The organism is Paenibacillus sp. FSL R5-0908 (genome assembly GCF_038006245.1).
Classification (GTDB): Bacteria; Bacillota; Bacilli; order Paenibacillales; family Paenibacillaceae; genus Paenibacillus_AQ; species Paenibacillus_AQ odorifer.
The window spans coordinates 854750-877121 of sequence record NZ_JBBOUV010000001.1; the positions used below are offsets into that span (position 1 = coordinate 854750).

18 protein-coding genes and 1 riboswitch are annotated in these 22372 nt (G+C 48.7%); all 18 genes read left to right on the forward strand.

Annotated features, from left to right (window positions below; all coding sequences use genetic code 11):
- Positions 1-15: 15 nt before the first annotated feature.
- Positions 16-2151 carry a DNA topoisomerase III gene (locus MKZ09_RS03895; RefSeq protein ID WP_076208496.1) on the forward strand — a complete coding sequence of 712 codons (2136 nt, stop codon included), beginning with the start codon at positions 16-18 and terminating at the stop codon, positions 2149-2151.
- Between the two features lie 161 nt (positions 2152-2312).
- Positions 2313-3536, forward strand: a complete 1224-nt coding sequence (locus MKZ09_RS03900; protein ID WP_081394445.1) for an MFS transporter — start codon at positions 2313-2315, stop codon at positions 3534-3536.
- A 91-nt stretch (positions 3537-3627) separates the two neighbouring features.
- A complete protein-coding gene (locus MKZ09_RS03905) occupies positions 3628-3891 on the forward strand; it encodes a DUF1294 domain-containing protein (RefSeq protein ID WP_036680925.1) in 264 nt (87 codons plus the stop codon).
- A gap of 40 nt (positions 3892-3931) precedes the next feature.
- Positions 3932-4366 (forward strand): universal stress protein, encoded by a 435-nt coding sequence (locus MKZ09_RS03910; RefSeq protein WP_036680923.1) that lies wholly within the window; start codon positions 3932-3934, stop codon positions 4364-4366.
- A 234-nt stretch (positions 4367-4600) separates the two neighbouring features.
- Positions 4601-4702: riboswitch (purine riboswitch) on the forward strand.
- 305 nt (positions 4703-5007) lie between these two features.
- Entirely contained in the window at positions 5008-5493 is a 486-nt protein-coding gene (gene purE, locus MKZ09_RS03915; RefSeq protein WP_076136919.1) for a 5-(carboxyamino)imidazole ribonucleotide mutase, read from the forward strand.
- The gene (gene purK, locus MKZ09_RS03920; protein ID WP_076208497.1) at positions 5490-6722 is read left to right on the forward strand and encodes a 5-(carboxyamino)imidazole ribonucleotide synthase; all 1233 of its coding nucleotides are present in this window, start codon (positions 5490-5492) and stop codon (positions 6720-6722) included. Before purE ends, purK begins: the two co-directional genes overlap by 4 nt.
- 5 nt (positions 6723-6727) lie before the next feature.
- A complete protein-coding gene (purB, locus tag MKZ09_RS03925) occupies positions 6728-8023 on the forward strand; it encodes an adenylosuccinate lyase (protein WP_076136915.1) in 1296 nt (431 codons plus the stop codon).
- Between the two features lie 318 nt (positions 8024-8341).
- The gene (locus tag MKZ09_RS03930) at positions 8342-9232 is read left to right on the forward strand and encodes a phosphoribosylaminoimidazolesuccinocarboxamide synthase (RefSeq protein WP_036680914.1); all 891 of its coding nucleotides are present in this window, start codon (positions 8342-8344) and stop codon (positions 9230-9232) included.
- Between the two features lie 124 nt (positions 9233-9356).
- A complete protein-coding gene (purS, locus tag MKZ09_RS03935; RefSeq protein ID WP_036680912.1) occupies positions 9357-9602 on the forward strand; it encodes a phosphoribosylformylglycinamidine synthase subunit PurS in 246 nt (81 codons plus the stop codon).
- A gap of 5 nt (positions 9603-9607) precedes the next feature.
- The gene (gene purQ / locus MKZ09_RS03940) at positions 9608-10297 is read left to right on the forward strand and encodes a phosphoribosylformylglycinamidine synthase subunit PurQ (RefSeq protein ID WP_076208498.1); all 690 of its coding nucleotides are present in this window, start codon (positions 9608-9610) and stop codon (positions 10295-10297) included.
- Positions 10275-12521 (forward strand): phosphoribosylformylglycinamidine synthase subunit PurL, encoded by a 2247-nt coding sequence (purL, locus tag MKZ09_RS03945; RefSeq protein WP_036680907.1) that lies wholly within the window; start codon positions 10275-10277, stop codon positions 12519-12521. Before purQ ends, purL begins: the two co-directional genes overlap by 23 nt.
- A complete protein-coding gene (gene purF / locus MKZ09_RS03950; RefSeq protein ID WP_076208499.1) occupies positions 12506-14002 on the forward strand; it encodes an amidophosphoribosyltransferase in 1497 nt (498 codons plus the stop codon). Before purL ends, purF begins: the two co-directional genes overlap by 16 nt.
- Positions 14003-14606: 604 nt before the next feature.
- Complete coding sequence (gene purM, locus MKZ09_RS03955) at positions 14607-15647, forward strand: phosphoribosylformylglycinamidine cyclo-ligase (RefSeq protein WP_076136912.1); 1041 nt, start codon at positions 14607-14609, stop codon at positions 15645-15647.
- A complete protein-coding gene (purN, locus tag MKZ09_RS03960) occupies positions 15647-16264 on the forward strand; it encodes a phosphoribosylglycinamide formyltransferase (protein WP_076104161.1) in 618 nt (205 codons plus the stop codon). Before purM ends, purN begins: the two co-directional genes overlap by 1 nt.
- Positions 16265-16470: 206 nt before the next feature.
- Positions 16471-18018: a bifunctional phosphoribosylaminoimidazolecarboxamide formyltransferase/IMP cyclohydrolase gene (gene purH, locus MKZ09_RS03965; RefSeq protein WP_036680898.1), complete on the forward strand. Its 1548-nt coding sequence runs from the start codon at positions 16471-16473 to the stop codon at positions 18016-18018.
- 23 nt (positions 18019-18041) lie between these two features.
- The gene (purD, locus tag MKZ09_RS03970; protein WP_076136908.1) at positions 18042-19307 is read left to right on the forward strand and encodes a phosphoribosylamine--glycine ligase; all 1266 of its coding nucleotides are present in this window, start codon (positions 18042-18044) and stop codon (positions 19305-19307) included.
- Positions 19308-19594: 287 nt separating this feature from the next.
- On the forward strand, positions 19595-20890 hold the full coding sequence (locus MKZ09_RS03975) for an SEC-C metal-binding domain-containing protein (protein WP_038568669.1): 1296 nt from the start codon (positions 19595-19597) through the stop codon (positions 20888-20890).
- Positions 20891-21048: 158 nt separating this feature from the next.
- The gene (gene ilvA / locus MKZ09_RS03980) at positions 21049-22311 is read left to right on the forward strand and encodes a threonine ammonia-lyase IlvA (protein ID WP_076104158.1); all 1263 of its coding nucleotides are present in this window, start codon (positions 21049-21051) and stop codon (positions 22309-22311) included.
- Positions 22312-22372: the final 61 nt, after the last annotated feature.

Here is a 22372-nt window from a genome sequence, read left to right on the forward strand (position 1 = left end):
GGAAAGGGGAGCATTATGAAGACACTAGTATTGGCGGAGAAGCCGTCTGTTGCACGCGAGATTGCACGGGTCATGGGATGTAATAATAAACAGAAGAGTTATATTGAAGGTCCAAAATATGTGGTTACCTGGGCGCTTGGTCATTTGGTCGGCCTGGCAGAGCCAGAGGATTATAATAAAAAGTTTGCAACTTGGGCCTTGGAGGATCTGCCGATTTTGCCGGAGAAGACCAAGCTGAAGGTGCTGCGGGAGACCAACCAGCAATACAAGGCTGTGCAGCATCTAATGAAGCGTCAGGACATTGAGGAGCTTATTGTTGCTACAGATGCTGCCCGTGAAGGGGAGCTGCTGGCTCGCTGGATTATGAATATGGCAGGGTGGAAAAAGCCATTCCGGCGGTTATGGATATCCTCGCAGACTGATAAGGCAATTAAAGAGGGATTTGCAAAACTCCGTCCGGGTCGGGAATTTGATCGGTTGTATGAATCTGCACGTTGCCGCGCAGAGGCGGATTGGATGATTGGACTGAATGTCACAAGAGCTTTGACCTGTAAGTTCGGTTCGCCGCTCTCAGCGGGACGGGTACAAACGCCGACATTAGGGATGATCATGGATCGTGAACAGGAGATTACGGGTTTCCGTTCCATTGATTTTGAGACGCTGACTGCTGATTTTGGGGATTTCCAAGCGGCATGGCGGGCCAGTAATGGTGATGGCCGAATATTCGAAAAGGATAAGACAGCCAGCTTAAAGGATAAGCTTACAGGACGCAGCGGCCGTATTATTAAGGTACAGAAGAGTGAGAAAAGTGAACCTCATCCACTGGCTTATGATCTAACTGAACTGCAGCGTGATGCGAACCGGAAGTTCGGCTTTTCCGCGAAGCAGACCTCCAGTGTACTGCAGCGGTTATATGAGCAGCATAAACTTGTCACATACCCGCGTACGGACAGTCGTTACTTAACTTCAGATATGACGGGCACACTCAAGGAAAGACTGGATAGTGTTGCGGTCGGTCCATATGCAGCGTTAGCACGTCCATTGCTGCGCAAGCAGCTGCTGATTACGAAGCGACTCGTGGATGATAGTAAAGTCAGTGATCACCATGCTATTATTCCTACAGAACAGACCGTATTGTTAAATGGTCTGAGTACTGAGGAACGTAAGTTGTATGATCTGATTGTGCGGCGTTTTATAAGCTTGTTCTATCCGCCAGCTCGTTATGATGCGGTAGCTGTAACTGTCAATGTGGAAGGCGAAAGCTTCCATGTCAAAGGGACGACAGTAAAAGATGCCGGCTGGCGCGAAGTATACGGCGGAGATATGAGTAGTGATGACGAGGAGGAATCTGCGGACGAGCCGGCAGCGGGCAGTATCAAGCTGCCTGAGCTGCGCGAAGGGGCTGCTGTCACGATTGGCCGCTGTATGGTGCGTGCTGGCCGAACGCAGCCACCGAAGCGTTATAATGAAGCTTCGCTGTTGACGCAAATGGAGAAACACGGCCTCGGAACCCCGGCTACACGCGCGGATATTATTGAGAAGCTGGTAAGCTCCGATACGATTGAGCGGCAAGGAAATCTCCTGCATCCGACAGGAAAAGGTAAGCAGTTAATCGAGCTGGTATCCACTCAGCTACGCACCCCGGATCTAACCGCACGTTGGGAAGCTGAGCTGGAGAAAATAGCGCGTGGTCAAGGCAAACCGGAGCTCTTTTTACAAGGTATCCGCAGTATGGCACAGGAATTGGTAACAGGTGTGAAAACTAGCGGAGCAGAATATAAGCCGCATAATGTCTCTAACAGTCATTGTCCGGAATGCGGTACAAGACTACTCGAGAAGAAGAGCAAACGAGGGAAGCTGCTGGTATGTCCTGCAGATAACTGTGGCTACACCCGTGCAGGTGAGAAAAGACTATCGAATCGCCGCTGCCCACAGTGCCATAAGAAAATGGAGCTTAAAGAGGGTAAAGCAGGCATGTTCGTACAATGTCTAGGCTGTGGAATCACAGAGACCTTAGATAAGGATCACAAGCATGTTAATAAACGTGAACAGCAAAAGCTGGTGCAGCAATACAGTAAGCAGGAAAGCATTGGTTCTAACCTTGGGGAACTGCTGAAAGCAGCGCTTGAAGGACAAAAGAAGGATAAGTAGTAGGAGTCATCGGATGGTTAGCTTCAATTAAAACGAATGATTAGAATAATGAAGGCTGCTGAGTGTGCTCAGTAGTCTTTTTTCTATCCTAGTAAGTTTATGTGGTCTACGGATAGGCTTTGAATTAGAATGGAAAGCAAATGAGTGGAGCAGGTGATTAGGTGGCAGCTGAGCGGCAGGCGAATCCGTTGAAAGCGGCAGATCGCCCACAGGGGCAAGGAAGCAGCAGGTTTTTCTTTTTGGTTATTGTATTTATGTTTTGGTTCTCTTCTTATATTTATGTGCCGGTGCTTTCACCATATGTTGAGCATTTGGGATCATCGTATTTTATGGTGGGCATGGTGCTTGGGATATATGGGTTAATGCAGATCCTATTCCGTATACCCATTGGCATCGGTTCAGATTATTTAAATAGGCGGCGGCCGTTTATCTATCTGGGATTGATTGCGAGTGGAGTCAGCTGTTTTCTTTTTATGTGGGGAGCACAGCCGGGTTGGGCGTTGGCAGCACGTGCGGTATCCGGGATAGCAGCATCGGCATGGGTTGTGTACTCTGTGATGTTCGCAGGATATTTTCCAAAAGAGGAAGCTGGAAAAGCGATGGGCATGCTGCAATTTACTACAGTAATCGCCCAATTGACCAGCATGATGATCAGCGGCTATATGGTAGAGTATTGGGGCTGGAATGCCCCCTTTCTGATTGGTGGAATTGTAGCTATTGCGGCACTAATTCTTGCGCTTCGGTTACCGGAACAAAAGCAGGAAAAACGGCAAAATGCCATACAGATCAAGGAACTGGCTGGTGTCGTAAAGGAACCTCTGCTGGTAAAAGTCTCGCTGTTGTCTGTGCTGGCGCACTGTGTGCTATTTATAACGATGTTCGGATATACTCCGAACCAGGCGCTGAATATCGGAGCAAGCAAAGAAAGCTTGGGCTGGCTAACACTCGCTTTTATGATTCCGCATGCCATCGCAACACTCTACGGTTCACGTCTGTTTGGAGGGCTGCTGGGTGATAGAGGGAAGCTTATGCTAGGCTTTGCGGGAAGCGCGTTGTTTACGCTGCTCATTCCTTCTATGCCGACGTTAGCGGCGCTTTGTCTGACTCAGGTGGGGAATGGTTTTATGCAGGGACTTATTTTTCCGCTGCTGTTGAGTAAATCCGTATCAGAAATAGATCCCTTTAAACGGGCTACAGCCATGGGTTTCTATCAGGCCGTTTATGCGATAGGGATGTCAGCAGGCCCATTCGTAGCAGGTTGGATGAGCTCTGTATATGGCTTGACCGGAGGATTCTGGTTAGGTGGGATTGCGGCGGCGTTGGCTACAATTTTATCCTGGGTATGGATGAAGGATACGAAGCAGAAGCAGCTAAAAGAAACTTAACAGACTTGGCAGAGCGTGTAAGGATGATTGGTTTTTTGTTCAAAAGGGGAATATAATAGAGATAGGAAGCAAGGAGGAGGAGCCCGGGAGAATGGTCAAGGTTGTAATGTTGTGGTTTGTGGTAATTAATATTATCGGGTATGTAGTGATGTCCGAGGACAAGAACAAAGCCCGCAAAAGGCGGGAACGTGTACCTGAGAAAACACTTTTTCTGCTGGCAGCCATGGGCGGCGCACTAGGTGTGCTGATTGCCATGTACCGTAAGCGCCACAAGACGCGTCATACATCCTTCAGGATCGGAATTCCGCTTCTGCTGCTGCTGAATATCTTTTTATACAGCTATTTTTTAAGATAATAGTCTTTAGGATTACAAACTAGAAAAAGAGGTGGCGTACATGTTATTCTCTAAAATTTTGCTAGCCTATGACGGTTCAAAGGCTTCTAATCAAGCATTGGAGCGCGCAATTGAACTCGCTAAAGTCACACCAGGTTCTATATTGCATGTCGTACACGCATTTGAATTCCCAAGATTTTTTATCGGAGAAGCTCTTGCACCTCTACCAGCTTCAGTAAATAAAGAATATTATGATTTGGCAGTGCAGACTACCGAAGAAGTGAAGGGACGCCTTGAGGCTGAAGGTCTGAATGCTGAGGTTGAGCTTTTACAAGGATCTCCTGCGGAAGTGATTTTGAAATATGCTAAGGAAAATGCTATAGACATCATAGTTATCGGCAGCCGCGGGCTTGGCGGTATACGTGAATTTGTTCTGGGCAGTGTCAGCCATAATGTAGTACAAAGCGCTCGTATTCCAGTGCTGGTTGTAAAATAATATAGAGTTCAAAGGGACGCTGATAGCGTTCCTTTTTTTTTAATTTAAGGAAGTACAGGTCTTATTCTGGAGCTTAAACACCATAGCGCATTAGAGGTAGGAGTGTACGGAAAGAAGTCTTTCCTCACAAAATATAAGGTTATTGAGAATTTAAATCCGCCCAAAAGCGAACATTTATTATGGTGATTTTACCAATGTTCGTGTTTGAGTTGACATCATGTGTAGGGGATTGTTAAACTGATGTCATGAAGAGCTCGTATAAAACCGGGAATATGGCCCGGAAGTTTCTACCCGGGAACCGTAAATTACCGGACTACGAGGAAATAGGATGCTAGAATGCGATAATGCAGTCCAGATAATGGAGTGATGCATTGTGCAGCTTTCCGCGCTTAATGCCAGTTTGGCGAGAGGCAAGCGGGAGTGTTTTTTCCTAATTCCTTTACTAGTCCGATCCTCCCGCAGCAAAATGCGTATGGACATCGGGCTTTTTTAATATAAGGAATAAGTTACACGTAATACATCAACCTTATATTATTAAGGAAAACAATAGTCATCCCTGAAGGACGAGAATGTAGTCTCTGTTTGTTCGGATTTACAAGATAAAGATATCTCATACTAGTGATTGGAAGGTAGGTCGAATCATGTCTGTGCAGGTAGCTGTCATCATGGGTAGTAAGTCGGATTGGGATACGATGGAGCACGCTTGTGGGGTGCTGGAAGAGCTGGGATTGTCTTATGAGAAGAAGGTAGTATCCGCGCACCGTACACCGGACTTGATGTTCCGCTATGCGGAGGAAGCCGCAGGCCGCGGCATTCGCGTGATTATTGCAGGAGCAGGCGGCGCCGCCCATTTGCCGGGTATGGTGGCTGCAAAGACGATTCTGCCAGTGATTGGAGTGCCCGTGCAGTCGAAAGCACTTAATGGGCTGGATTCGCTGCTCTCCATCGTGCAGATGCCTGGAGGCATACCGGTAGCAACGGTAGCTATTGGTAAGGCAGGCGCTATAAATGCAGGCCTGCTGGCCGCACAGATCATCGGAGCGTTCGACCCTGAAGTGCAGCAGCGTGTGCAGCTGCGTCGGGATGCGATCCGTGATGAAGTATTGGAAAGCAGCGACAGCTTATGAGGCCGGAGGAGCTGAAGCTGCAGGAGGCTGGCGGCGCAGCTTCGCCAGCTGCAAAAGCGTCCGGTGCGGACACCGTCCGGACGCTGCTGCCCGGCTCGACCGTCGGCGTGCTCGGCGGCGGGCAGCTCGGGCGCATGATGGCGCTGGCCGGCAGCGCCATGGGGTACCGCTTCGTGGCGCTGGATCCTGCGCCGGATGCGCCTAGCGGTCAAGTTACGCCGCAGATCACGGCGGCGTATAACGACCGGGACGCGGCGCGGGAGCTGGCCCGCCGCGCGGACGTCATCACGTACGAGTTCGAGAACGTCGACGCGGGCGTAGCCGCACTGCTGGCGGAGGAATCGTACGTGCCGCAGGGCAGCGCGCTGCTATATACCACGCAGCATCGGCTGCGCGAAAAAGCCGCCATCGAGGCGGCGGGCGTTCCGGTCGCCCCGTACCGGAAGGTGGACAGCCTTGCGGAGCTAAAAGAGGCGGCGGCTGAACTTGGACTACCTTGTGTGCTCAAGACAGCCACAGGCGGTTATGACGGCAAGGGTCAAGCTGTGATTCGTCAGGAAGAAGAGCTGGAAGAAGCTTTCCGGCAGGTTGCACCTGGTGAGGTGATTCCGGAGCTGGTGCTTGAGAAGTTTGTAGCTTTTCAATGCGAAATATCCGTTGTTGCTGCACGCAGTGCATCTGGGGAGGTCAAAAGCTTCCCGCCTTCTGAGAACATTCATGTAAATAATATTTTGCATCTGTCCATTGTACCTGCAAGAGTGTCAGCGGACATTCAGCGCAGAGCTTGCGAGCTGGCTGAGACTTTAATCGCAGGGCTGAATGCAGTTGGACTGCTTGCCGTGGAAATGTTCGTCACAGCGGACGGTGAATTGTTCGTCAATGAGCTGGCACCAAGGCCGCATAATTCCGGCCATTACACCATGGATGCTTGCGTGACCTCACAGTTCGAGCAGCATGTCCGGGCGATTTGTAATCTGCCGCTGGGCGATACAACGCTTTTGACACCTGTAGTTATGGTAAATGTATTAGGTCAGCATTTGGATGGTGCTATTAAAGCGACCTGTACACATGAGGAAAAAGATAATAAGCTGGGTATTGTACCTAAGCTTCATATATATGGCAAGACTGAGAGTAAGACTGGTCGTAAGATGGGTCATATCAATCTGCTGTGCAAGGATACCGGAGACGGCTTATCCTGGGTGGAGCAATCTAAACTTTGGAGGAACTAAAGAATATGATCGAACGTTACAGCAGACCCGAGATGCGGGCCATTTGGACTGAGGAGAATAAATTCAAAGCGTGGCTGGAAGTGGAAATTTGCGCTTGTGAAGCATGGGCGGAGCTGGGAGTCATCCCACATGAAGATGCTGCTAAGCTGCGTAAGGATGCTAAATTCGACATCGCACGTATTGATGAAATCGAACTGGAAACACGTCATGACGTAATTGCGTTTACTCGTGCGGTTTCCGAAAGCCTTGGCGCAGAACGCAAATGGGTACACTACGGCCTTACTTCCACAGATGTGGTGGATACAGCACTGGGTTACTTGCTGCGTCAAGCGAATGAGATTCTAGAGAAGGATATTATTAACTTTATTGAGATCCTTAAAGATAAAGCTATTGCTTATAAAGATACACCGATGATGGGCCGTACACATGGGGTTCATGCTGAGCCAACTACTTTTGGTCTGAAAATGGCATTGTGGTACGAAGAAATGAAACGTAACCTGGAGCGTTTCCGCCATGCTGCGAACGGTGTGCAATTTGGCAAAATCTCCGGAGCCGTTGGTACGTATGCCAACATCGATCCATTCGTAGAAGAATTTGTCTGCCGTAAGCTGGGTACAAGCCCTGCACCGATCTCGACACAAACTCTACAGCGCGACCGTCACGCTGAATATATGGCAGCTCTTGCTCTGGTAGCAACCTCGCTAGACAAATTCGCTACCGAAATCCGCGCTCTGCAAAAGAGTGAGATTCGCGAAGTAGAAGAAGCTTTTGCCAAAGGTCAAAAGGGTTCATCTGCTATGCCGCATAAACGGAATCCTATTGGCTGCGAGAATATTTCCGGTCTGTCCCGCGTGATTCGCGGACATATGGTTACAGCTTACGAGAACGTGCCGCTCTGGCATGAACGCGATATCTCGCACTCTTCAGTGGAACGTATCATCCTTCCGGATGCAACGATGCTGCTGAACTACATGCTGAACCGTTTCGGAAACATCGTGAAGAACCTGACTGTATTCCCAGAGAATATGAAGCGTAACATGAACCGTACCTTCGGCGTTCCTTTCTCCGGCCGGATCTTAACCAAGCTGATTGATAAAGGCTTCAGCCGCGAGCAAGCGTACGATACCGTTCAACCACGTGCGATGCAAGCTTGGGAAGAGCAAAAGCAGTTCCGTGATATCGTGGAAGCTACACCTGAAATCACTAATGTCCTCACCCCAGAAGAGATTGAAGATGCATTTAACCCTTCTTGGCACCTTAAGCATGTGGATACCATCTTCCGCAAGCTAGAACTGCTCTAAAAAATAGGTGCGTTAATGGTTGGGTCGATAAGGAACGAATTCCTCAGAATGAGACCTTAGAGATCCTAAAAAGATAAGTTAGTGGTGAACTAAGGAACGCTGCAATAAATGCAAAGCTGGATGGGGAGCACTGTAGAGGAAGTTTGGAACTGTAGAAGCGTTAGCGTTCGCCTTTATCCTCGGATTTCTACCGCGAGAAGCGGTTCAAATCAAGAAATCTGAGGATAACAGCGATCGGAAGTCCAAACATTCCTCGGAAGTACTTCCTCCTAGACCAGCCCAACTTAGGAAGATCATTAGTTCAAGGGAGGAAAGGTCATGACATCATCGGCCGTATCCACAGCCGTGGAACTCATCAATGCGCCGCTGCTCTACAAAGGGAAGGTTCGTGAGCTATACGATTTAGGAGAAAATGTACTGATCGTAGTTACGGATCGGATATCTGCTTTTGACTATGTGCTGGACCCGGCGGTCCCTGAAAAGGGCAATGTGCTTAACCGTCTGAGCGCGTTCTGGTTCGGACAGACTAAAGAGCTGATGGAGAATCATGTCGTTCATATTGATGTGGATCTGCTCGGCGACGTAGTTAAGGACAAGGAGGCCCTCAGAAACCGTGTCATGGTGGTACGCAAAGCGGAGCGCATTGATATCGAATGCGTAGTGCGTGGATGCATCACTGGCGGCGGCTGGAGACAGTATCAAGAAACCGGCAAGGTAAATGGTATTGAGCTTCCTGCTAACCTCCGCAAAAACGCGCTGCTGGCAGAGCCGATTTTTACCCCTGCGGCTAAAAATGATGTAGGTCACGATGAGGATATTCCATTTGAGAAAATGCAGGAATTAATCGGAGCTGATCTGGCGCTTGAGCTGCAGGAAAAGAGCTTAAAGCTGTTCGCTTTTGCTAGAGAGTATTGTGCTGAGCGTGGGATCATACTTGCGGACTGCAAATTCGAATTCGGCTTGTTGGACGGTAAGGTGATTCTGATCGATGAGATTTTTACACCGGATGCTTCCCGCTTCTGGGCTAAGGATAAATACGCGCTTGATATTGAAATTGATAGTATGGATAAAGAGCCTGTTCGTACGTATCTATCTGCATCTGCCTGGGATAAGAATAGTAAGCCTGATCCGCTCCCGACTGAAGTAGTAGAAGAAACTACACGGCGTTATCTGGACATTTATCATCGTCTTACTGGCAAGTCTTTATAGTTCAACATAGTGTGTGCACTCATGGGAATAAATTCAGTATATATTTTTGAAGCTAAATGTACTCATTGTAGAATTTCAGTTTCAGAGGGTATGCTCATTAAAATTTAGGAGGAACTACAAGCATATGTTAAAAGCGACGGTATATGTCACCATAAAGAAAAGCGTTCTTGATCCACAAGGGGTAGCAGTACAAGGAGCACTTCATTCGGTAGGCTTCCAAGAAGTTGAAAGCTTGCGTATCGGGAAATATATGGAGCTGACTTTGGATACGGATAACCGTGCTGAAGCGGAAGTGCGTCTTAAGGAAATGTGCGAAAAGCTACTTGCCAACACGGTGATCGAGGATTACCGCTACGAATTGGAGGACTAAACGACATGAAATTTGCTGTACTTGTCTTCCCAGGCTCCAACTGTGATATTGATTGCTACAAGGCGGTAGAGGACAGTCTCGGCGAACCAGTCGATTATGTGTGGCATACAGCGACAGATTTGTCGGCGTATGATTGCATTTTGGTTCCAGGCGGATTCTCATATGGTGATTACCTGCGCTGTGGCGCGATTTCGAGATTTGCTCCTGTTATGGCGGAAGTTGCTAAAGCAGCAGAGCAAGGGAAATACGTGCTAGGCATTTGCAATGGGTTCCAAATTCTTACTGAGGCTGGTTTGCTGCCAGGTGCGCTTCGCCGCAACATGTCGATGAAGTTCCGCTGTCACGATACAGTGCTTAAGGTTGTTAATAATGAAACCCCATTTACTATTGACTATGCTAAAGATGAAGAAATCATCATTCCAATCGCACACGGTGAAGGAAACTACTACTGTGATGACGAGACTTTGGCAGAGCTGAAAGTTAACAATCAGATCGTGTTTACCTATAGCGATAACCCTAACGGCTCCGTAGCCGATATTGCGGGTGTTAGTAACGTACAAGGGAATGTGGTTGGCATGATGCCTCACCCTGAGCGCGCGGCTAATAGTTTGCTTGGTTCAGAAGACGGCAAAAGAATGTTTACATCCATACTGAAGACTTGGAGGGATCGTCATGACGCAGCAAGTATCCGTTAAGGAACCGACCGCAGAACAGATTGCGGAGCAGAAAATTTACAGCCAGTTCGGTGTGTCGGACAGCGAATATGAGCTGATCAAGTCTTTTATGGGACGTTTGCCGAACTACACTGAAATCGGCGTATTTAGCGTAATGTGGTCCGAGCACTGTGCCTATAAGAACTCCAAACCACTCCTGAAACGTTTCCCAATTTCCGGACCACGTGTCCTGATGGGACCTGGCGAGGGCGCAGGGATTGTAGATATCGGTGACAACCAAGCGGTTGTTTTCAAAATCGAAAGTCATAACCACCCTTCAGCGGTAGAACCATTCCAAGGTGCGGCAACGGGTGTCGGCGGGATTATCCGTGATATTTTCTCCATGGGCTCCAGACCTATCGCAATCCTTAATTCACTACGTTTCGGGAAGCTGGAAAGTGATCGAGTGAAGTATTTGTTCGAACATGTAGTGTCTGGTATTGCTGGTTATGGTAACTGTATCGGGATTCCAACGGTTGGCGGCGAAATCATGTTTGATGATAGCTATGATGGCAATCCGCTAGTTAACGCAATGTGTGTGGGTCTGATCGATCATGACAAAATCCAACGTGGTGTAGCTAAGGGTGTAGGCAACCCAGTCTTCTATGTAGGTCCACCTACAGGTCGTGATGGAATTCATGGTGCTACTTTTGCATCGGTAGAGCTTAGTGAGGAATCAGAAGCTAAACGTACCGCAGTACAAGTCGGCGATCCATTTATGGAAAAGCTCGTTATGGAATCTTGTCTAGAACTGATCGACAGCGGCATCGTTATCGGGATTCAGGATATGGGCGCAGCGGGTCTTACATGCTCTAGTGCGGAGATGGCAAGTAAAGCAGGCAATGGTCTGGAGCTGTATCTTGATCAGGTGCCACAACGTGAAGAGGGCATGACGCCTTACGAAATGATGCTTTCAGAATCACAAGAACGGATGTTGTTCGTCGTTGAGCCGAAGGATGAGGCCCAGGCACAAGAGATTTTTGACCGCTGGGGTGTTATCTGCTGTAAAGTCGGTAAAGTTACGGATGATGGCCGCTTGAAATTGTATCATCACGGCGAGGTTGTTGGTGACATGCCAGTAACGGCGCTCGTGGATGAGTGTCCAGTATATAACAAACCTTCTGAGGTTCCTGCTTATTATATTGCGAATGAAAAGGTAGATACCCTTCGTTACGAGGAAGTTACGGATCTGGGCGGTGCATTGCGTACAGTGCTTGGATCACCAACCGTAGCAAGTAAAGCATGGGTATACAATCAATACGATTACATGGTGCGGACGAGCACAGCTGTACGCCCTGGATCTGACGCGGCTGTAGTTACCATTCATGGTACTCGTAAAGGACTTGCGATGACTACAGACTGTAATGGCCGTTATGTTCATCTTGATCCTGAAGTGGGTGGACGTATTGCAGTCAGCGAAGCGGCACGTAACATCGTTTGTTCCGGTGCTGAACCGCTGGCTATCACGGATAACCTGAACTTCGGAAATCCTGAGAAGCCTGATGTGTTCTGGCAAATGGAGCGTGCGGTTGATGGTATGGCTGAAGCCTGTCGTGTGCTGGATACTCCGGTTATCGGTGGTAATGTCAGTCTTTATAACGAAAATACTACGGGCTCCATCTATCCAACGCCGGTTGTCGGCATGGTTGGTTTAGTAGCGGACACGGATCATATTACGACTCAAGGGTTCAAGCAAGAAGGAGATTCTATTCTTCTGCTGGGAGTAACCAAGGCTGAGCTGGGCGGCAGTGAATTCCAATATGCTGTTCATGGTGTGACCGAGGGTCGTCCTCCGGCTTTGGAGTTGGCTACTGAGAAAAAACTGCTGAACGCAGTCCTTACCTCAATTCGTGGCGGTCTGGTGCGTTCCGCACATGACTTGTCCGAAGGTGGACTTGCCGTAGCGCTTGCAGAGAGCTGTATCAGCGGCGGAATCGGAGCGAACGTTGAGCTTTCAGCTAACGGTCTTAGATCTGATGTAGCATTGTTCAGCGAAAGCCAATCACGCATTGTGCTGACAGCCGCTCCTGAACGTGCGGAAGAGCTGAAAGCAGCGATTGCAGCCAGCGGTGTTCCCGTGGAAATCATCGGAACTGTAGGTGGAGACAGACTGCGCGTAAATCTGGACGGCGTGTCCGCACTAGATGAAGCTGTAGCAGAATTGAAATTCGTTTGGGAGGATGCTATTCCATGTCTTATGAAATAAAGACCGGGAAAGAGCAGGAGACTCCAATCCTGTGGACTGGTGACTTTTACAATGAAGGAACGGGCTCGGGAGATATTTTTGACACATTAAAAGAAGAATGCGGCGTTTTCGGGGTCTTCGGACACCCGGAAGCGGCGTCCATGTCTTATTACGGCTTACACGCCTTACAACACCGTGGAGAAGAAAGTGCGGGAATCTGCGTAGCAGACGGTCGCGATTTCAACTATCACCGCGGGATGGGGTTAGTAAAAGAAGTATTCGACAAGGACAAAATTGCCTCATTGGTTGGAGACATGTCCATTGGGCATGTACGTTATTCCACTAGTGGAGACAGCCGCTTAACCAATGCGCAGCCGCTGGTATTTAAATATCGTGACGGCGATTTGGCGATTGCTACGAACGGCAACATAGTAAATGAACCGTTGATCCGCAAACAGCTGGAGCAAAGCGGGTCGATCTTTCAAACTACGAGTGATACAGAAGTGCTGGCGCATCTGATTGCCCGTTCGCCAAAGGATTTTGTTGAAGCGGCAAAAGATGCGCTGCAGCAGCTCGTTGGCGGGTTTGCTTTTCTGCTTATGACAAATGACAAGTTAATTGTCGCTTCAGATTCCCATGGGTTGCGTCCGCTAGTGATGGGACGGATTGGTGAAGCTTATATTTTTGCTTCCGAGTCCTGCGCATTAGAGGTCATTGGGGCACAGCTGGTTCGTGATATTGAGCCTGGCGAATTGCTAGTCCTCGACAAAAACGGCCTCTTAGAGGACCGTTTTACCGAACCCAAACGTAAAGCGCTGTGCGCGATGGAGTATATTTACTTCTCCCGCCCAGACAGTGATATGAACGGCTCTAACCTGCACTCCGCCCGTAAGCGGATGGGTCGCCGCATGGCACTGGAAGCTTTTGTCGATGCTGATCTCGTAACCGGGGTGCCGGATTCCAGTATTTCAGCAGCCATCGGGTATGCCGAGCAAACGGGAATTCCTTATGAGCTTGGGCTCATTAAGAATAAGTACACTGGACGGACCTTCATCCAGCCGAGCCAAGAACTGCGTGAGCAAGGTGTGAAGATGAAGCTGAGCGCCGTGCGCAGCGTAGTTGATGGCAAACGTGTCGTTATGATCGATGATTCCATCGTTCGTGGCACGACCTCACGCCGAATCGTCAATCTGCTTCGGGAAGCGGGAGCTGTTGAAGTGCATGTGCGGATTACTTCGCCACCGTTCAAGAATCCTTGCTTCTACGGCATTGATACACCAGACCGCCGCGACCTCATCGCGTCCTACAAGACCATTGAGGAAATGTGCGAAGAGATCAACGCCGATTCCTTGGCATTTTTGTCGCCGGAAGGCTTAATCTCTTCCATTGGTGGACACAACAAAGATGACTATAAAGGCGGACTTTGCCTTTCTTGCTTTGATAATGATTACCCGACGCAGGTGGATTTTGGCGGGGCAGAGAAAGATGGCTGCTCGTGTTGACATCCCCCTAAGCCCCCCTTACAAAGGGGGATTCCGAAGGGCTCTGCCCTCCGGCCACCCGAAAGCTCGGCGGTAGGAGTTGGATTATAACTTGCTAAGAAGACTTGGGTACGAGTGCTCGCTTTGTCCCTGTGTGCTGCGCACGGACGGGACACGCTTTACGGCGCTCCGCCCCCCGGCTGTATCCGCCGCCGGGACTGGCTCGCCAAGCTTCCCTCTGTTTGCTTCACAAATATGAGGGCAGCTTGTCTCGCTTAAGAAGGTGCATGGCGCAGCTCATGCACTGAGGTCTTGAGGTCCGTATGCAAGGCGCGCACTGCGGCTTGCAGTAGGGACAAACCGGTGGTTGGAGGGAGTTGTGGAGAGGAAGTTTGGAACTGTAGAAGCGTTAGCGTTCGCCCGAAAGCTTTCCGAGGGAAAGCTCGCTTCGTAAGCATACGCTTATGCTCGAATTTCTACCGCTCAGCGGTAAAAAATTCAAAGGAATTCGAGCATAACAGCGATCGGAAGTCCAAACATTCCTCGCAATAACTCCCCTGCAACCACCCAAAAGCCGAATGCGCCCAAACGCGCTCTAAACTATTAAAAGATGAGGTGTCCAATAGTGTCGGAAGCTTATAAAAACGCCGGAGTGGATATTGCGGCTGGTAATGAAGCGGTAGAACGCATGAAAAAGCACGTAAAACGTACTTACCGTCCAGAAGTAATGACGGATCTTGGTGGGTTCGGAGCGCTGTTTGGCCTCAATAAAGATAAATATGAAGAGCCAGTGCTTGTATCGGGAACCGATGGTGTAGGCACAAAGCTCAAAATCGCATTCGCGGCGGATCGCCATGACACGATTGGCATCGATGCTGTAGCTATGTGCGTGAACGACATCGTAGTGCAAGGCGCAGAGCCACTCTTTTTCCTCGACTATCTGGCTTGCGACAAAGTGGTGCCGGAGAAAATCGAGGCTATCGTAGCTGGAATCGCTGAAGGCTGTCACCAAGCGGGTTGTGCACTGATTGGCGGCGAAACGGCTGAGATGCCGGGTATGTATTCAGCAGGTGAATATGATATCGCTGGATTCACAGTGGGCGTAGCTGATAAAGCGAAGCTGGTAACAGGCGCTAACATCGCTGCTGGAGACACAGTGATTGGTCTGGCTTCCAGTGGTGTGCACAGCAATGGCTTCTCGCTGGTGCGTAAGCTTTTGCTTGAGCAAGAGGGTTATGGCCTGAATGACGTGCTTCCTGAGCTTGGCGCTCCGCTGGCGGATGTACTCCTTGCACCAACTAAGATTTATGTGAAGCCTTTGCTGGCACTGCTGGAGCAGCTTCCGGTAAAAGGTATGGCTCATATTACGGGTGGCGGATTCATTGAGAATATCCCACGCGTATTGCCTGATAATGTAGACGTGGAGATCAATTACGGATCATGGCCGATTCTGCCAATCTTCGGATTGATGCAGGACAAAGGAAACGTGAGCAACCGTGATATGTTCACTACTTTTAATATGGGAATTGGTCTTGTTCTGGTAGTTAGCGCTGCTGATGGAGAACGCGCTCTTGAACTGCTTAAAGCTAGCGGAGAAGAGGCGTATATCATTGGTAAAGTAACAGAAGGGGAACGCAAAGTAACCTTTACTGGAGCTGAAGTGTGATGCAATCAAGTCGAATCGCTGTTTTTGCTTCGGGGCAGGGCAGCAATTTTGCAGCACTGATCGAGGCACAGAGAGCAGGCTTGCTTGGAGACGGCAGGATTGAATTGCTTGTCTCGGACAAGCCGGAAGCGCCTGTAGCACAACGTGCGGAGGATGCGGGAATTCCCGCCCTCTTGCTGCGGCCAAAAGACTTCGCCAGCCGTGAGCTCTACGAAGCAGAGATTGTCGCAGAGCTTCAGCGGCGGGAAATCGGGCTGGTTGTGCTGGCAGGGTATATGCGCCTCATTACACCAGTGCTTTTAACGCCGTATGCGGGTCGGATTATTAACATTCACCCATCGCTGCTGCCTGCTTTTGCTGGAAAGGATGCGATCGGACAAGCGCTGGATTATGGCGTGAAGCTGACGGGAGTCACTGTGCATTTTGTCGATGGAGGTATGGATACCGGGCCAGTTATTGCTCAGCGTAGCGTAGTTGTGTTGGATAACGACACGGCGGATTCATTGGCGGAACGGATTCATAAGGTTGAGTATGAGTTGTATCCTGAAGTGGTTGGCGCTTTTGCCAGCGGGAAAGTGGAACTGAGTGGAAGAAAGACGATTATCCGCGAAAAGTAAGCCACACTGTAGCCATTCGAAGTTTTGGATCGACATTTGGTGACAGGCGGAGAGATTTCAGGGTATTTCTCGGGAAATATTGCATAAGCGGCATTATGTGTCGTGTAGTAGGTAATAGAGTCAGATTCTTTCTTATAGTATTTTCCCAAGCTGTTAGATGTCATCACATTAAATCGCACGTACAACCCGAAGGAGGACTATTCAAAGTGAGTATCAAAAGAGCGCTAGTTAGCGTATCGGATAAACAAGGTATCGTGGATTTTTGCCGCGAGTTGTCTGCATTAGGCGTAGAGATTATTTCCACTGGTGGAACAAGCACGCTTTTGGCTAAGGAAGGTGTTCCAGTCATCGGTATTTCCGATGTTACAGGATTCCCGGAAATCATGGATGGACGTGTCAAAACCTTGCACCCGGCTGTACACAGCGGATTGCTAGCGGTTCGTGACAATGAGGAACACACGCGTCAAATGAAAGAGCTTGGTCTGGACTACATTGATCTGGTAGTAGTAAATCTGTATCCGTTCGCGGAAACCATTGCTAAACCGGATGTATCGTATGAAGAAGCCATCGAGAATATCGATATCGGCGGACCGACGATGCTGCGTTCTGCGGCGAAGAACCATGCTTTTGTAAGTGTAGTGGTAGATGCTAACGACTATGCTACAGTGCTTGAAGAGGTTCGCGCAGGTGGAGATACAACGCTGGAAACACGCAAACGTCTTGCGGCAAAAGTGTTCCGTCATACGGCGGCTTACGATGCCTTAATTTCCGATTATTTGGCTAATGTTACTGGCGAACCGCTTCCTGAGCGCTACACCGTGACTTATGAGAAAATTCAGGATCTGCGCTATGGCGAGAATCCGCATCAAAAAGCGGCATTCTATCGCAAGCCTTTGGCTGCGGGGGATACTCTTACAGCAGCTGAGCAATTGCATGGCAAAGAATTATCCTACAACAATATCAACGATGCTAACGCAGCGCTGCAAATCGTGAAAGAATTTGAAGAACCTGCTGTCGTAGCCATTAAACATATGAATCCTTGTGGTGTAGGTGTCGGTGAAAGTGTATACGAAGCTTATCAAAAAGCTTACAACGCAGACCCAACCTCTATCTTTGGCGGAATAGTAGCCGCTAACCGGATTATCGACGCGGACACTGCTAATCTGCTGAAAGAGATTTTCCTCGAAATCGTATTGGCGCCAGGCTTTACGGAAGAAGCACTGGAAATCCTTACGAAGAAAAAGAACCTGCGTCTGCTCAAAATCGGCAATCTCAGCACGGCTAGCGCGCGTAAGAGCAGCTTCGTAGTTACCTCTATTGATGGAGGAATGGTTGTACAGGAGAGCGATGTGCATTCTGTGAACCCGGATGATCTGCAAGTTGTTACGGACCGTAAGCCAACCGAAGAAGAATTGAAACAGCTGTTGTTTGGCTGGAAGGTAGTTAAGCATGTGAAATCTAATGCGATTGTATTAGCTGCGGATGATATGACAGTTGGCGTAGGTGCAGGGCAAATGAACCGCGTTGGCGCTGCAAAAATTGCGATTGAACAAGCTGGCGAGAAGTCCAAAGGATCAGTTCTTGCCTCTGACGCCTTCTTCCCAATGGGAGATACGCTTGAAATGGCAGCCAAAGCAGGCATTACCGCAGTTATTCAGCCAGGCGGCTCCATTAAAGACGAAGAATCGATCAAGGTCGCGAATGAGTATGGAATTGCTATGGTCTTCACAGGCGTCCGTCATTTCAAACACTAGAACGCTGGGAGGATTTTATTCTAATGGATATTTTAGTGGTTGGCGGCGGCGGCCGGGAGCATGCGATTATTTGGAGCCTGTCCCAAAGCCCCAAGGTTGGTAAAATCTATTGCGCACCCGGCAACGCCGGGATCGCGCAGCTAGCAGAATGTGTGCCTATCGGTGTGTTTGAGTTCGACCGTCTGACGGCTTTTGCCAAAGAGAAGGAAGTTGGCCTTGTCGTAATCGGACCGGATGATCCGTTAGCAGGGGGCATTGTGGATGCTTTTGAAGCACAGGCTATTCCTGTGTTTGGTCCGCGCAAGAATGCAGCTGAGATCGAAGGCAGCAAAACCTTTATGAAGGATCTTTTGCACAAATATAATATTCCGACAGCAGCCTATGAAAAATTTGATGACTATGAAGCTGCATTGGCTTACTTACGCGAGCAACCGCTGCCGATCGTAATCAAGGCAGATGGGCTTGCCGCAGGAAAAGGCGTGACCGTTGCCTATTCACGGGAAGAGGCCGAGCAGGCACTAGCTGATATTATGGTAACCAAAGTGTTTGGTGAAGCTGGCGCTCAGGTTGTCATTGAAGAGTTCCTGGCGGGTCAGGAAATGTCGATTTTGGCTTTTGTTGATGGAGAGACAGTGCGTCCGATGGCTGCCGCTCAAGATCATAAGCCCGCTTACGATGGAGATAAAGGTCCTAATACCGGTGGAATGGGCACCTATTCGCCTCTGCCGCATATCGACGAGGCGATTATCCAAGAAGCGATTGAGACCATCATTAAGCCAACAGCAAAGGCTATGGTAGCTGAAGGCCGTTCGTTTAGCGGCGTTTTGTTCGCAGGGCTGATGATTTCTCCAGAAGGTAAACCAAAGACCATCGAATTTAATGCCCGGTTTGGGGATCCGGAGACACAGGTCGTGCTGCCTAGATTGAAGAGCGACTTGTTAGAAATCTTTTTGGCAGTAACCGAGGGCAGACTTGCGGATATCGATATTGAGTGGAGCGACGAAGCAGCGGTGTGCGTGGTTCTCGCTTCTGGAGGATATCCAGGCTCTTATCCTAAAGGAGTGCCGATTGAAGGGCTTGAGGACAGCCAAGGAGGGCTGATCTTTCATGCCGGTACAGCACGGGGGGCAGATGGCAGCTGGGTAACGAACGGCGGACGGGTCTTAGGCGTGGTAGGCCTGGGTGCTACGATTGCCGAAGCTCGTTCAGCGGCCTATGCTAGGGCTGAAGGAATCTCTTTTTCCGGGAAACAGAATCGCAGCGACATCGCTATGAAGGCTCTGGTATAAGGATAAAGCACTGTATCTAGCAATTTTTTGCGCTTTAAGTCCTAAAAAAGGACTGACAAGTGATAGAAGAAGTGCTATAATACTACACGTACGGGGGAAAATGTGCGGATATATACAGATAAGGGCCTTTCCGATCATGGGAAGGCCCTTTTAAATCGGAGTCCTTCAGACTTTGTGCAGTAACCTTATAAAGGATGCCTCGTGCCTGAAAATGTTGATACTTATAGTGCATACTAGCGATACGCTTATGGCGAATGGCTACTCACAGATTTAAGGGGGAATTCGTTTTGAGTAAGATTGGAAGAAATGATATGTGTCCTTGCGGAAGCGGGAAAAAATATAAGAAATGCTGCCTAGGGAAAGAAACTTCTGCTGTGGAATCCATCATGCGACTGGTAACAACGGAAGAATCCGCTGCTACTGTGGCTGTGGCCGACAAACCAGAAGCGGCAGCCATTTCTGAAGCTAAACTTACCCTAACTACGCTCAAAAAAAAGGTGTCACGTGATCTGAAATGGGAGCATCCAGCACATGAACAATTGGCTATGCACCTTATTGAGACCATGAGAGACAGCTATGACCGGGAGCTAATCTGGGAAGGTCTGGTTTTATGGAATGGTTATTCCCGTCACATCAAGCCTGCAGTGAAGAAAATGGGCTCCTTCTGCGCGGCTATCGAATTTATCTTGTCTGAGGAATATGGTTTCCTTCAAACTCAAGCTGATCTAGCGATCAAACATGAGGTTACTGCACCTACCATCTCCAGAAAAGTTAAAGAGATGCTTAATTATATCGAACAGTACGGCATGGGCGGGGCAGAGGAAGAATTACTTTTGCTCAACGTTTCAGGCACTCCGAAGGATCAGGAACAGGCTTTGCTGCAAAAAGCAATGGAAACTAAAGCATCCAATCGTCGGATCCAGCTAGCAGAAGCAGCATTGGAAGTTTATCCGGACAGTCCGGACGCTTATCTCATTTTGGCTGAGGAAGCCGAGAATGAAGCAGATGCCCGTGCTTATCTGAAAGCAGGGATGGAAGCGGGTGCGCGTGAGCTTGGAGAAGCCTTTTTCATTGAGAACAAAGGACATTTCTGGGGTCTTTACGAGACGCGTTCGTACATTCGAATCTGCAAAAGCTACGCTGACTCCTGCTGGTTTAGCGGAAATGCAGAAGAAGCACAAAAGACGCTGGAGCACATTCTAGAATTGAACCCAGAAGATAACACAGGTGCACGTTACCTTCTAACGGCAACGTACCTTTACACTAATAAGCTTAAGAAGACCGAGAAGGTACTGGAGAAGTTCGGCAAGGATGCAGCTGCAACAGTAGCATATGACCGTATGGTTTTAGAATATAAGAAGAACGGGATCACTTCCCAGCTCAAAATGCTTTACCGCGTTGCGAAGAATGTGAACAAGCATGTGCCAGATTATCTGTTAGGTATCAAAAGATTGCCGCATAACCTGCCTGATTTTGTAGGTGTGGGTGACGCTAACGAGGCTATCGAATATGTTATTGTACATTCACGTTTGTGGACAAGCTTACCAGACCTGGTGAAGTGGATGCTGAAGCAACAGGACTAGTAGGTTTCATAACGTAGGGATAGCAAATATTAGTAAGAGACTATAGGGTTCCTTTAGTCTCTTTTTCTTTATCACTGATTAGGATGCTTGAAAAAATGTCCTCGGGAGAGTATGTTACAAGAAGTAGAATAACAGATAGATAGTGAGGCGAGAGGGTTATGAGAGAAGAGGAAGACCGAATCGTAGGAATGGAAGATATTGTGCGGGCTCATCACGTACTGCGTGAAGTCATAATCCGGACACCCCTACAACGTGATGCTGTACTGTCAGCCAAGTATGATTGTGATGTGTATTTGAAGCGCGAGGATTTGCAGATTGTACGTTCTTTCAAAATCCGCGGAGCTTATAATATGATTCGTAGTTTGTCAGCAGAAGATAGAGCAAAAGGCATTGTCTGTGCAAGTGCGGGCAACCATGCACAAGGCGTAGCCTATTCCTGTAAGGCGCTTGGAATTAAAGGCAAGGTCTATATGCCAAGCACTACGCCTAACCAGAAGGTTAAGCAGGTACGGCGGTTCGGTGGTGAGTTTGTTGAGGTCATTCTGAAGGGCGATACCTTTGATGACGCTTATGATGAAGCACTGCAAGCTTGTATAGATCATGGGATGACGTTGATCCATCCCTTTGATGAGCCACGAATCATTGCGGGCAACGGCACCATTGCAATGGAAGTGATGGAGAGTCTGGACAACCCTGCAGACTTTATGTTCGTAACCATTGGTGGAGGCGGCCTGGCAGCGGGTATAGCCACCTATGTGAAGACAGTTAGTCCTTCTACCAAGTTGATTGGTGTGGAGCCACTCGGAGCCGCTTCTATGACGGAAGCGATCAAGCTTGGAGAAGTGGTTACTCTGAAGGAAATTAATAAGTTCGTGGACGGAGCGGCTGTAAAACGTGTTGGTGGCCTGACATATGATATTTGCTCCCGTCATCTGGATGACATCGTAATGGTGCCTGAAGGTAAAGCTTGTACCACGATTCTGGAACTATATAACGAGAATGCCATAGTGGTTGAGCCAGCAGGTTCGCTGCCTATCGCAGCGCTTGATCAATATCGTGATCAAATCCGCGGCAAAACAGTTGTCTGTATCATAAGCGGCGGCAACAACGATATTGACCGGATGCAGGAGATCAAAGAGCGTTCATTGATTTATGAAGGCTTAAAACACTATTTCATGGTGAACTTCCCGCAACGGGCAGGTGCGCTGCGTGAGTTCTTGGGAGAAATCCTTGGACCTCACGATGATATTACCCGTTTCGAGTATATCAAGAAGCATGATAAAGAAAATGGTCCCGCGCTTGTGGGCATTGAATTATTGTCAACGGATGCCTACGAACCTCTCATCGAACGGATGCAGCAGAAGGGCGTCGATTATGTAGAGATCAATAAGGATTCTAATCTCTTTAACATCCTTATTTAATTCTCTTATCCACTTAATAATCACGTTAATAAACATAAACAAGCCCGTCCCTATTCATTTC